Here is a 12,139-nt window from a genome sequence, read left to right on the forward strand (position 1 = left end):
ATCGAGTCATAAAAGCTGATAATTTAACATATTTTTGAGCACTTTTCTTTCACCCAATGGGTGAAAGCTGAATTTCGAAGGAACGCATATTTATCAAGGCTTTGATTATGCTTTTTGAAGTACTGACGTAGAATCTAGGTTCTACTCTAAGACGGGACTAAAATTAGAATCGAACATGATACCGTTCATACCTCTATCATAACTATCCACATTGAAGTTTACTTTACCGGCATAATCATCCAGATAAATATAACCTCGTCTATTATCATTGTTTCCTGTTGAAATATCAAAATTGGCATCGCGCATAGATTTCTCGTTAAAGGTAGCCTTGAAGGAGAAGGCTTCCATCTGATTGGCTGAATCAGCAAATTCAGGCTTATAGACCTCCTTGTAATTCCCTGTAATACTATTCGTATCGATCTGAGTTAGCTCTAAAATCCGCTCTCCGGCCTTAACAAACTTACCCTCTTTTTCAATGATGATGTCATTTTTAAAGGTGCCAACGAACTTCTGTGGGTTGTTGATTTCATTAGGGGCATTGGCGTACTGCTTAATAACTTCCTTACCGGTCAAATCTGGTTTAGCAACGACGGTGGAATTTACATCTTTTATGCTGCCCAAAATTTCAATCGTAATATCATGGTTTTGTCCGTTAGCATCTTTGCCGGTGACAGTCGCAGTGCCGAGGATACGCTCTAAAGCACCATCTTCCTTAACATTAGCTGACCCTGACACTTCTTTAACGGTGATATCTTTGGTAAGATGGGGCCAACTATTATTTTGATTTCTACCATCAAATTGCTGCTTTAAACTAAGCGATGATACGGCATTGACAAGGGCCGGAATCTGCATTTCCGAGAGTGATCCTGACAAGACTATAGTTCCGTCAGGGTTTTCGTTAACGATCACATGGTCCTTCAGACTTCCGACCACGGCATCGATGATTCGTTCCACATCGGCTGCTTCTTCCTCAGCAAAGGGATCATCGGGAATGATGTGTTCACGTTCTTCATTGTATTCAGTTACATAGACTTTATCACTTCTCTGATCGATGTTTATACTCGTTTTACTGTCGTTATAATTATAGTAAGTGCTAGTTTTTCCTGCTTCTACATTTGTATTATTGCTCTCCTGAGCATTTTTAATTCGATCGACCTTATTTACAGCGTTACTGGAGATGATCACCTGACCGTTATCCTTGATTATTGCAGTCATTTCCATGGTATAATTGTTGTATTCACCGGTGGCTTTCGCCGAGACAAGCTTAACACTATCCTTTAACTGCTCATACCCACTTTTACTAGCAATATCGGCAAATGCTGTGGTAGCGAACAATAAAGTCCCTACTGTAAAGCTAGCAATAATCGCTGTTTTCTTTTTCATCTTCACTTACTTCACTCCTTAAAATTATAGGAAGCTTCCTTAACTCTATTCTAGCCCCATGGTCTTGATTTTCCGTAAACAGATTCTAAATAAAGTATAAACTAAGTATTGAAATAAATAAACTTCACTTCATGGATTGACTTAATAAAATGGTCAATATAAAAAAGCCGGCGCAAGTCCGGCTAAATTTGGAAACGATAACGTATAACATTTGCTTTGACTAATGCTTTATACAAGATGATAAGCAGAGGAGCCATGAATACACCCACGATCCCCATTACCTTAAAGCCTACCCAAATTGAGATTAGAGTTGCCAAGGGTCCAAGCCCAATTCTTCCACCGAGAATTTTCGGTTCAATAATCTTACGCAATACAGTAATGATAATAAAGAGTAGCACAAGTCCGATGCCCCGGAAGATATCACCTTGGGTGATCCAAAACAACCCCCAGGGAACCAACACTGAGCCTGTGCCCAGAATAGGAAGAATATCGACAATCACGATTAAAAAAGCTAGTACAAGTGCATAGCGTACATCTAAGAAGATTAAGCCACCCAGACTCACTATATAGGTGAAGGTACTTAAAATGACTTGAGCTTTAAGAAAACCAATGGTGGCGTTGCGTAAGTCGGAGAGTACGGCAATGGCTTTAGGCTTAGATTTCTCTTTAAAATAAGAAAAAAAGCGTTGATTGATTTGGCTTAAATTGAGATTTATCATATAAAGAGCAATGAAGAAAATGAGTAAGGTGAAGAAAAAGTTAGGAATCGATGCCGTAATCAAAAGGGTCTGAGCGCCCACACTAGAGATCAGATTGAGATTAGAAAGTTGATTGACAAATCCCGTCATCGTTTGATTGATTTGCAAACCAATTTCAGGCGGGAAAACTAAGATAAAATCATTAATCTGTTGCGCAAAATCGGTAAACCACACTTGAATATTGGGGAGATTCCTCTGAATAAACTTGATGAGTTCAAAGGCCTCCGAAATTATTTTGGCAATAAGGAAGTAGGAAAGAAATAAGGCGCCTCCTAAGAACACAAAGTATGATACGTTTGCAGCAAGGGGGCGATTAATCTTCAAGTATTTCATGAGCTTAAGATTAAAAGGTTCTAAAAGCAAGGCCGTTAGTAACGCTAGGATAAATGGAGCAAAATAAGGCAAGAGGTAATAGATCAGCAATGGCACCAAAATAAAGGCGATGATGATTAGAAGCGTTACCGCGACTTTTTTAGCATATTCTTTCATGAAGGGATACTCTCTCCGATCCGCGAATTATTTGGTTATTACTCATTTTATGGCATATCTTTTCCTTTTGCAATAAAAGAAACCCGAAGGTAACTTCTTAGCGCAGGTTGGATTGTCATGCCTTGTTATTGAATTGAAGGTAAGCCACATTTTATGTCGAATCTAGTAAGATGGACGTAAAACTTACGATCACGATTAAAAGGAGCAATATATGATTATAGAGATAGATAACCGCACGATTACCCAAATAAAAAATCCTGAGTTCTCTCAATATGCACAAATCTATGCCCGAGTCTATGATCACTTTATCGATCAAATTAAGCAAACCGGCCTGGATTTAGACGAGAATCTGACCGAAGAAACACACCATAAGTTGGAACATTTAAGAGAAAAGCAAGCAAAGTTTAGAAATTGTGATAAAAGCATCGTCAACCATTGGATCTCTTCAGCCTGTGAAATTTGCCAGAAGGGCATGGGAACAGTTACCTTCTACATTTCTCTCAGGTGCCACCGTAATTGCTATTTTTGCTTTAACCCCAATCAGGAGGATTACGAGCATTATACCCATCACAAAAGAAACGTAGTTGAAGAACTCTCGCAACTGCTCAAGCAGGGTCAAAAGTTCTCGCACATCGCCTTAACCGGTGGGGAGCCCCTCCTGCATAAGCAAGAGATGTTGGATTTTTTTCGAACAGTTCAAGAAAAGACCCCTAAGACCCATACCCGTCTTTATACATCCGGCGACTTTCTAGACCGAGAAATCCTTCAAGACCTCAAAGAGGCTGGTCTGAAAGAAATTCGTTTCAGTATCAAAATGGAAGATCCCGAACCCTTTAAGAAAGAAGTCTACGATCGTATTGCCTTAAGCAAGGAATTCATTCCCGCTGTCATGGTCGAAATGCCTGTCTTACCAGGGAGTCTAAAGGAAATGAGAGATGTACTTTTGGAATTGGAGCGCATCGGCATAGCTGGTATCAACTTACTTGAGCTTTGCTTTCCCTTTCATAATGCGGAAGATTTTCGGAAGCGTGGCTTCAAAATTAAGAATCCTCCCTTTAAGGTCCTCTATGACTATTGGTATGCAGGTGGTCTCCCCATCTCCCGCAGTGAACTGGAATGCCTAGAATTGATGGAGTTTGCGCTGGAGCAACAGCTAAGCATCGGCGTCCATTACTGTTCCTTAGAAAACAAACAGACAGGTCAAATCTATCAGCAAAATTATGGACAAAAGGTCTCTCCCCTCATGCTCTTCTCCCAAAGGGATTATTTCTTTAAATCAGCTAAAGTCTTTGGTGAGGATATCGAAAAAGTCCTGAAGGTTTTTAAAAAGAAGAAAGTAGCAGACTATCAAATCAATCGGGATTATAATTTCCTCGAGTTCCATATAAGCCAAATCAAGCACCTCAAGGATCTGGATCTAGAATTCGGGATTTCCTCGAATGTTATGGAACATCGTGAGGATGGAAACTATATGCGGGAGCTAAAGATTGATTTAGCTTATCCAAAGAATTTTGACATAAGAATAGATATTTAGAGAAAAAGCTTGATCCGCAAAACTTAGTAAGTAACACAAAGAGTACTGATAGAAGAAAGAAGGGCGAGCCCAGAACAAATTGGGCACCCTTCTTTACTTTCATGCTTTCGATTTCTTAGCGTGTCTTGGTTCTTTATACTCTCTATCCTCTTTATGTCCGTGATGCTCATTATGTCCTTTAGGTACGTTGTGCTTATCATGTTCCTTTTGCTGCGAAGGAAACACTTTTCCATGGGACAGATTATGTAGGGGAATGGATATTTTCAGTGTGTTTTCAATCTTAGTTATTAAAGGTTTTTCATGATCCGTTGCCAGTGAGATCGCGATCCCACTTTGCCCTGCACGACCGGTTCTTCCCACCCGATGTAGATAAAGATGGGGATCTTCAGGTAAATCAAGATTAAAAATATGGGTGATGTTCTTAATATCTAGTCCTCTTGCCGCCAAATCGGAGGCCACAAGCAGGTTTGTCTTACCGTTTCGAAAGTTCTCCATGGCCTGTCGCCGTTTAGCCTTATCAGCAGATCCTGAGATCGCTTCCGCCTCTAGCCCATGATACTTTAGTCTTTCCGCGGTTTTCTCGATTTCTTCACTCTTATTAATAAAAATTAAGGCTCGTGTCGGTTCAAGATGTCGAATCAATTTTCGCAACAGCTCAAGTTTGTCCCGTTGCTCACAGAGAAAATACTGGTGAGCAATCGTTGGTGTCACTGTTGCTTTCTCCTTGACACGAAGGATTGCCGGTTCCTTAAGAAAGTCGGCTGACTGTTTTACGGTTTCTGGGGTTATAGTCGCAGAAAACAATAGCACCTGACGATCTTTGAGGGTGGTTTTAAGTACAGATTTTACCGCTGGAAGGTTCTTCTCATCCAGTAAACGATCTGCTTCATCAAGCACAATCGTTTTAAGGGTCTGGGAGGATATCTTTTTTTTCTGGATCAGTTCCAACATACGTCCTGCTGAACCGACGATAATGTGTGGCTTCTCTTTGAGCTTTTCGATTTGTCGGGTGATATTGACGTTACCAATCACAGCTGCCGAGGTGACCGTTCCACCTAAATGTTCTGCTAAACTTTGGATTTGGCGTTGAACCTGTAAGGCAAGCTCGTGGGTAGGGGTAAGAATCAGGGCTTGATTTTCTTTTTTAAGCAGATCGATTTTCTGGATGATCGGCAGGAGATACGCTAGTGTCTTACCTGACCCTGTTTCAGATTGGCCTACGACGTCCTGGTTGTTGAGGATGAGCGGAATTGCTTCTTGCTGTATTTTGGTGGGTTCAATAATCTTTTCTTTTTGAAGGGCATCAACAAGCAGTGAATGGACACCTAATTGGGCAAAGGACTGAGTTGTTTCCATAGTTGTTACACCCTCTTCTTTAATAATATGCATCCTGATGTTGGCTAAGATGTTTGACTCATTATAGCCTGTTTTCAGCTATCTGCCAAATTAAGATACGGGACAGATTATCTGTCCCGCGTCTACCCTTTTTAAGTGTCAAACCGTCTCCCCTGATGGTACCGTGGGCTTTGCTATCCTAATGCGGCTGGCGACAATTAAGTTGAGAACGGCGATGAAGGCTCCTGCGAAAAAAACAAACTCATAGCCCCATAGATTCCAGATCATACCACCAATCCAAGGTATGAACATAGCGAGTGCGTGATCTAATGTAGTACCCATAGCTAAGGATGGAGAAACATCACTAGGCTCTACCGCAATTCTACGCAGGTAGGTTGCTCTGGCCATCGTAGAGGCCATCAACATTTGATCCACAACATAACAGGCAAAGATGAAAATGATGGCCAGCTCTCCTTTGCCGATTCCTTCGAAGAAAGCTTTAGAAACTCCATAACCGATACAAACAAAAATCAGGATTATGGCCTCGCTGGCTAAGACAAATCTTTCCCCAAACTTATCGATTAAATAGCCGACAAAAGGTTTAAAGAAAATGCTCAGACCGGCGATGATAAAGCCTAACATAGCAAACGTACTTACCCCTTGATTAAAGATCTTGATGAGCACCCAAGGTGCAAAGGTGAGAAAGATCTGTTTGCGGGCTCCATATAAAACGTTCAAGACATAAAAAAGGGAATACTCCCTCCTGAAAATCAGCTTATAGCCTTTTGTTTTCGTTGGCTTATGAGGATTCATCCGCATTAACAGAATTCCCGCTAAGATGAAAGTGATCGCACCGATCAGAAAAATCAGTTGATAGTTCACTTGAACTTTCTTGAAGATTAAGGCGAAACTCAAGTTAGCAACAAGAAAAATCAAGGTATTTGCCCCGTTGATCTGACCAAGCTTTTTACCCATATTGGCTTCATCAGAAAGACTCATGACAATACTATTGGAAATGGGCATATAGAGATGCTGTCCCATACTGTAAATCAAAAGCCATACCACCATGGTATTAAAATCGCCGGCTATAAAGCCCATCCCAAACATTCCAAAGGCAGCGAGAGCGTTTGCTACAACAGCAATGCGGATGTCACCCAGAAAAAGCAAAAGTGTTGAAACGAAAACAACCGCAAATCCGGGAAACTCACGAGGTATTTCCAGCAAAGTCCTTTGGGAAACTGTCAGGTGAAAGCTATCATTCAAGAAATTGTTAAAAAACGAAGTGTCGATGCTTTGGGTGATACCCAAAAGTGCACTGATTAGCAAAAATAGTGTAAAATCCCGCTTCTGCATCTTTGTCCTCTTCTCTTTGTGCGTTATTCGTTTATGCCCCAAAAAAGTGTCCGGTGGACATTTTCGAATCTTTCATTCATCACAACTCAAAGCTCACTCTTGGCAATGACCATCTTTATGGCCATCCAATCGACTTCCTCAGGCAAGGAATCTTTAATGGGGCGCAATTTTTCGGCCCCCACTTGGGCGATGGCTTTTAGAATCAGCTCTTCCTGCCCGACCGGAACGAAATCACTCCAGTGAATCGGTTGACCTTCTTTGAAAGCACGAACTATGTGTTCTTGAATAGTTACCAACTTATAATTACGCACTTTGCATATTTCTTCAAGGTTTTTTCCCTCTTGGTATAGTTGGTAGGTAACCAAATGGCTGGGGACTTTATTTTCTTTTTCTGCCTTGACGCTGTCAGCCTTAGACTGGCTTGTAGTCAATTCCCAGGGCAGTGGTTCCCGAGGCAGATGATCCGAACAGCTTTCCACCGGTTGCTTGATCAGAGTAACCTCACTGGGGTTCTTCTGAGATGATTCACTGGGATTCTTCTGAGTAGACTCACCGAGATTCCTTACCAAATAATCCTGAATACCGATCAGAAAGATATCTCCGTACTTTTCCAGCTTGCGCTCCCCTACCCCTCCAAGGCGTAGAAAGGCTGAGCGACTCTGAGGACAAGTATTGGCCATCTCTCTTAAGGTGCTATCTGCAAAAATCATATAAGGTGGCAGACCCTCCTTGGCCGCCACTTCCTTGCGCAATAGACGTAAATGTTCAAACAAGGTGGGCCGTTCTTCTTCTTGCACCTTCGCTTTGCGGGACACCTTTTGCCAGACCTGTTCATCCCCTTTGAGGACAGGTACGGCATTTTTGCCCAGTTTCACAACCGGATAATCTCCCGTAGAAAGTCGCAAATAATCTTCCGAGATCAGATAGTTAATCTGGTCTCGAATCTCTTGAACCTTGCGCTCTCTCATCAATCCGTAGGTGCTTAATTGATCAAAGCGTAATTCAAGAACTTTCTTATTGCTGGAGCCTTTAAGAACATCGGCAACCAGATTAATCCCAAAGCGTTCACGCATGCGAGCAATACAGGAGAGGATTTTCTGGGTGTCGACTGTAATATCGACAAGCTCCCGATCGTCTGTGCAATTACCGCAATTCCCACATTCCTCAGGGGCATTCATCTCCCCAAAGTATTCGAGGATTTCTTTGCGCAGACAACGAGTGGTATGACAATAAGCAGACATCTCTTGAAGCTTCTTGTGTTCATTGGCTTTTCGTTCAGGGTTAAAGGTCGAGTTGTCGATCATATAGCGTTGCAATACGACATCTTGGGGGGAAAACAATAAAATACACGCAGCAGGTTCACCATCTCGACCCGCCCTACCCGCTTCCTGATAGTAAGCCTCCATATTCTTGGGCATGTTGTAATGAATAACAAAACGCACGTTGGATTTATCTATCCCCATACCAAAGGCGTTGGTAGCCACCATGAGGGGAGTTTTATCATAAAGAAATGATTCCTGTGATTTCTGACGATCTTGATCATTCATCCCGGCATGATACTTACCTACAGGGAGTCCCTTTCCCTTTAAATATGTCTGTAACTGATCTACCTCTTTACGAGTAGCAGCATAAATAATCCCCGACTCACGATGATGTTCGAGACAATAATTAGCGAGGAAAATCTTTTTGTTTTCCCCACGAAGAGTGGTAAAGCTTAAATTAGGGCGATCAAAACCAGTCACAAATACATTTGGCTTTCTCAACCTTAATAAACGAACAATATCTTCTTTAACTTCTTGAGTAGCCGTTGCCGTAAAAGCACCCATGAGTGGTCTCTCGGGTAGTGAGTCCACAAAAGCACCGATCCCTCGATAACTGGGCCGGAAATCATGTCCCCACTGGGAGACGCAATGTGCTTCATCCACGGCGACAAAGGAAATGCTCAAGGATTCGAGCAAGGTCAGAAAGCTCTCGGTTTCTAATCTTTCTGGCGCAACATAAAGTAGCTTATATTCTCCACTACGAGCCTTGTTAATCCTCTTCCTCGCTTCATTGATGGATAGAGAGCTATTGATAAAGGTAGCCGGAGCCCCAGCATCATGAAGAGCATCCACTTGATCCTTCATCAAGGAGATGAGCGGAGAAATTACCAGTGTTACCCCTGGGAAAAGCAGCGCAGGGATTTGATAGGCTAAGGATTTACCGGCACCGGTAGGCATAATAGCAACCGTATCCCTAGCTTCCAGCAAGCTTTTAATAACCTTTTGCTGACCCGGTCGGAATTCCGCATAACCAAAATATCGTTTTAATTCTGTTAATGCTTGGTCCATCATTTTTACGAGTTCCCATCTGAAAATGATGTTTCGGCTTTAATCTTCTGACAGATATCAAAAAGATTAGTAATATCATTGGTGTAATAGTCTACCCCTGTGTAGTCCTTAACTATTTCGTTAACTGGATATCCTCCGGCAATAATTTTAACCTGATCGCGTAACCCAGCTTCCGCAAGTAGGTCTACGACCCTTTTTACGGCACTTATACAGAAGGATAACAAGACACTAATTCCTAAGATTGGCGCCTTGGTTTCATTAACTGCGCGAACAAAAGCCTCAGGGGATACATCTACCCCTAAGTCGATGACTCGGAATCCGGAGGATTTCAACATATAATGGATAATATTCTTACCCAAATCATGAATGTCACCCTCGATGGTTCCCAGAATGATCGTCATCCCGTTAGCCGGAATTTCCGAGGTAATCAGTGGCTCTAAGATGACCATAACCTCTCGCAGTATTTCTTCAGACATGATGAGATCGGACAAATAATACTCCCCGTTACAATAACGTTGACCGACGATTTCGACTCCCAGTTGACATATCTCAACAACTTTTAAGGGGGAGTCCCCTTCGCCTAGGTGTTGATGAACTAAAGCGATGGTTTTTTCTTCATCCAGATCGGCCAGCGCATTTAACAATTCGTCATCCAAGATTCATCCCTCCATGATTATCCTTTCTCAACCATCCATCATATCCGGTTAGTTGGTAACGGTCACCACGATAAATGGATTTACTCCAACCGACAGGTTTATTTTCGAGATCAAATAAGGTTTCCTCAACGACAAAAACAGGGGCATTGCCCCCTAAGCCAAGTATGGCTGCCTCTTCCTTAGTCGTTACTGAAACCTGCAAAACCTTCTTCGTGCTCACGGGCAATACATCATTATTGGCGGTGACTAATCCCGAAAGTGTTGGGTCCTTCAGGTTCGTTTCCAGGATGGGTTTTCGTTTCGTATAGATGATGTATTTGCGTTCATAAGCGAGACGCTCATCTTCAGCAGATACTACAGTGCGGAAATAGAGCAAGCGTGTGTTGGGATCATCTAATTGGAAAATTTTTAATAACCTCTCATCCGCCCGCACGATATGAGCACCTAACAGCGTGGTACTAAGCTTTAAACCAAAGTCCTTGATCTCTTGATTAAAATTATTCAACTCAAATACGACATTGTTTAATTTGGGTGAAGAAACAAAGGTCCCCTTGCCCTGTTGGGAATTGACCATTCCCGCCGCGATAAGTTCTGAGATGGCCCGCCGAACAGTCATGCGGCTAATCTCAAAAAGACTGGCGATTTCGGTCTCTGTGGGTAAAGCCTCACCAGGCTTGAGCTCTCCGCTGAGGATTTGACCCTCCAAGAGCTTGGCCAGCTGATAGTAAATGGGAATCACCGAATTTTTATCTATGGACTGTTCTTCAATCATCATTGAACACCTTACTTTAATTCGTTATGTAAAGTCTATTGTAAAAATATTCGGGATAATTGGTCTTAATCCCTTTTTTAACAGTTCAGATTATAAATCAGACTCCATTAGCGCTGAACCCACCACCAGAGATAAAGATAAGCTAAGGCATCGAGCTCCTCCCACTGGCCCTTAAGGAGAGCTTCATCCCCTACAGGGGGACCATAATCCTTGGTTATCTCTTCCCAAGGCAGACAAGTACCTGGGGGTGGATTGGGAATATCAATACCATCTGACATATAACCCCTCCTTTTGATTGGCCAGGCGATTCCTGCTCAATAGACTCCATATTTCCTGGTGGCCTCAATCAAGGCCATGACATTTTCTTCCTTTACATCCGTTTGCATAATACCGGCTGTGTCTATGATAAAACCACCGTCTGCAGCATAATTGTCTAAGAGTCGTTTGACATATTCTCTGACCTGTTCAGGTGAGCCATAGGCCATCAGCGAGTTAGGTACGTTGCCACTGATACAGAACCTCGAGCCAAGTATCTTCTTAGTTTGCTGAGGATCTGTCTGATCCATATGAAAAACAATACTTGTCTCGGGCAATTCAAGAATTCTTTCCAGATAGGGGGTCCAATTTCCTTCGGCATAAAACATGGTGCGTTTCCCTTGGCTCCAAAGGCCCTCGATTACTTTCTTTAAGGAGGGCCAATAGAAGGTATTCCATTCGTGGGGGTTGAGAAAAGGATAGCTCCCTCGATGTAATGGTAAAAAAACCGGAAGTACCCGATCTCCTTCTGAGGTTGCCAGTCCATAATATATATTATGAGCGACAAGCATATCTAGAGCGGCGAGTACCTTTTCCGGGCGTTTTCGCAAATCCTTCATAATCCCCCGCAGTCCACGAAGGGTATCCCCTAAAGTGTCAAAAGGCGCTTTCACCATCCCCGTAACACTCATGGGCATGCCGTAATTCTTTGCCCAATGGTCTATCGCCTGTTGGTTTTTGCTGTTCGCTACAACCATACCCGCTGACCCTTTAATGAGCGCTAGATTGGCCCGGAAAGAACCCGGATCAGAAAACTCCGTATGAATACGCGGCAGTAAGGTTTCCAGAATCCATTGCGTCGGATTATCAATAAAAGCATCATAATCCTCCGGCAGCATATATTCATGCTCAACAAATTGAAACTGTTGATTGGCAGAAAGCTGGTTGCCGGCAAATTTTAAGTATTTCGCACCGACAGCATCATGCAAAGCGCCCCACCATAAGCTTGGTCCACCCATGGTTACATCGACATCAAAATCCGTTAGAATCTTATCTGTGGCAGCTATATTTCGATCCAAATCATAGTAGATTTCTTGAAGCTCCATGCCTGCATACTTGGCCATGAATTCACTCATTTGTAAACGAATGGGTACCTTATCTGGTTTCTTGCCCTGCATCGCCTTAAGGTAGCGGGTCAACCGTTCCTGATACAAGGCCTCCTTGGCCATATTATTTGAGCTACTTTCCATAGGCCCCCCCTCGCCAGCAAAGGC

At 42.7% G+C, this 12,139-nt stretch carries 10 protein-coding genes; 1 reads left to right on the forward strand and 9 read right to left on the reverse strand.

Annotation, left to right across the window (positions count from 1 at the left end; translation table 11 throughout):
• Positions 1–141: 141 nt before the first annotated feature.
• A complete protein-coding gene (locus AAC978_RS08500) occupies positions 142–1,389 on the reverse strand; it encodes a hypothetical protein (protein ID WP_341547623.1) in 1,248 nt (415 codons plus the stop codon).
• Between the two features lie 176 nt (positions 1,390–1,565).
• Positions 1,566–2,630 (reverse strand): sporulation integral membrane protein YtvI, encoded by a 1,065-nt coding sequence (ytvI, locus tag AAC978_RS08505; protein WP_341547624.1) that lies wholly within the window; start codon positions 2,628–2,630, stop codon positions 1,566–1,568.
• A 211-nt stretch (positions 2,631–2,841) separates the two neighbouring features.
• Between ytvI and AAC978_RS08510 the strand changes: the two genes are divergently transcribed.
• Positions 2,842–4,164: a radical SAM protein gene (locus AAC978_RS08510; protein ID WP_341547625.1), complete on the forward strand. Its 1,323-nt coding sequence runs from the start codon at positions 2,842–2,844 to the stop codon at positions 4,162–4,164.
• A 99-nt stretch (positions 4,165–4,263) separates the two neighbouring features.
• On the opposite strand, the gene AAC978_RS08515 is transcribed toward AAC978_RS08510, so the two are convergent.
• From AAC978_RS08515 to AAC978_RS08545, 7 genes are all read right to left on the reverse strand, one after another.
• Complete coding sequence (locus AAC978_RS08515; RefSeq protein ID WP_341547725.1) at positions 4,264–5,520, reverse strand: DEAD/DEAH box helicase; 1,257 nt, start codon at positions 5,518–5,520, stop codon at positions 4,264–4,266.
• Between the two features lie 138 nt (positions 5,521–5,658).
• A complete protein-coding gene (locus AAC978_RS08520) occupies positions 5,659–6,852 on the reverse strand; it encodes an MFS transporter (protein WP_341547626.1) in 1,194 nt (397 codons plus the stop codon).
• A gap of 86 nt (positions 6,853–6,938) precedes the next feature.
• Positions 6,939–9,185 carry a DNA helicase RecQ gene (recQ, locus tag AAC978_RS08525; protein ID WP_341547627.1) on the reverse strand — a complete coding sequence of 749 codons (2,247 nt, stop codon included), beginning with the start codon at positions 9,183–9,185 and terminating at the stop codon, positions 6,939–6,941.
• Positions 9,186–9,187: 2 nt separating this feature from the next.
• The gene (locus tag AAC978_RS08530) at positions 9,188–9,838 is read right to left on the reverse strand and encodes a cobalamin B12-binding domain-containing protein (RefSeq protein WP_341547628.1); all 651 of its coding nucleotides are present in this window, start codon (positions 9,836–9,838) and stop codon (positions 9,188–9,190) included.
• A complete protein-coding gene (locus tag AAC978_RS08535; RefSeq protein WP_341547726.1) occupies positions 9,831–10,610 on the reverse strand; it encodes a GntR family transcriptional regulator in 780 nt (259 codons plus the stop codon). The genes AAC978_RS08530 and AAC978_RS08535 overlap by 8 nt, the downstream gene beginning before the upstream one ends.
• Before the next feature lie 107 nt (positions 10,611–10,717).
• Complete coding sequence (locus tag AAC978_RS08540) at positions 10,718–10,888, reverse strand: hypothetical protein (protein WP_341547629.1); 171 nt, start codon at positions 10,886–10,888, stop codon at positions 10,718–10,720.
• Between the two features lie 36 nt (positions 10,889–10,924).
• Positions 10,925–12,115, reverse strand: a complete 1,191-nt coding sequence (locus AAC978_RS08545) for a uroporphyrinogen decarboxylase family protein (protein ID WP_341547630.1) — start codon at positions 12,113–12,115, stop codon at positions 10,925–10,927.
• Positions 12,116–12,139 lie beyond the last annotated feature (24 nt).

Source organism: Desulfitobacterium sp. THU1 (genome assembly GCF_038181555.1).
In the GTDB taxonomy this organism is placed as follows: domain Bacteria; phylum Bacillota; class Desulfitobacteriia; order Desulfitobacteriales; family Desulfitobacteriaceae; genus Desulfitobacterium.

Bases quoted from the DNA above. Each gene is read 5' to 3' on its own strand.
- AAC978_RS08515 (WP_341547725.1), bottom strand. From the start codon at position 5,520: ATGGAAACAACTCAGTCCTTTGCCCAATTAGGTGTCCATTCACTGCTT.
- AAC978_RS08535 (WP_341547726.1), bottom strand. From the start codon at position 10,610: ATGATTGAAGAACAGTCCATAGATAAAAATTCGGTGATTCCCATTTAC.
- AAC978_RS08545 (WP_341547630.1), bottom strand. From the start codon at position 12,115: ATGGAAAGTAGCTCAAATAATATGGCCAAGGAGGCCTTGTATCAGGAA.
- AAC978_RS08510 (WP_341547625.1), top strand. From the start codon at position 2,842: ATGATTATAGAGATAGATAACCGCACGATTACCCAAATAAAAAATCCT.
- AAC978_RS08540 (WP_341547629.1), bottom strand. From the start codon at position 10,888: ATGTCAGATGGTATTGATATTCCCAATCCACCCCCAGGTACTTGTCTG.
- ytvI (WP_341547624.1), bottom strand. From the start codon at position 2,630: ATGAAAGAATATGCTAAAAAAGTCGCGGTAACGCTTCTAATCATCATC.
- recQ (WP_341547627.1), bottom strand. From the start codon at position 9,185: ATGATGGACCAAGCATTAACAGAATTAAAACGATATTTTGGTTATGCG.
- AAC978_RS08520 (WP_341547626.1), bottom strand. From the start codon at position 6,852: ATGCAGAAGCGGGATTTTACACTATTTTTGCTAATCAGTGCACTTTTG.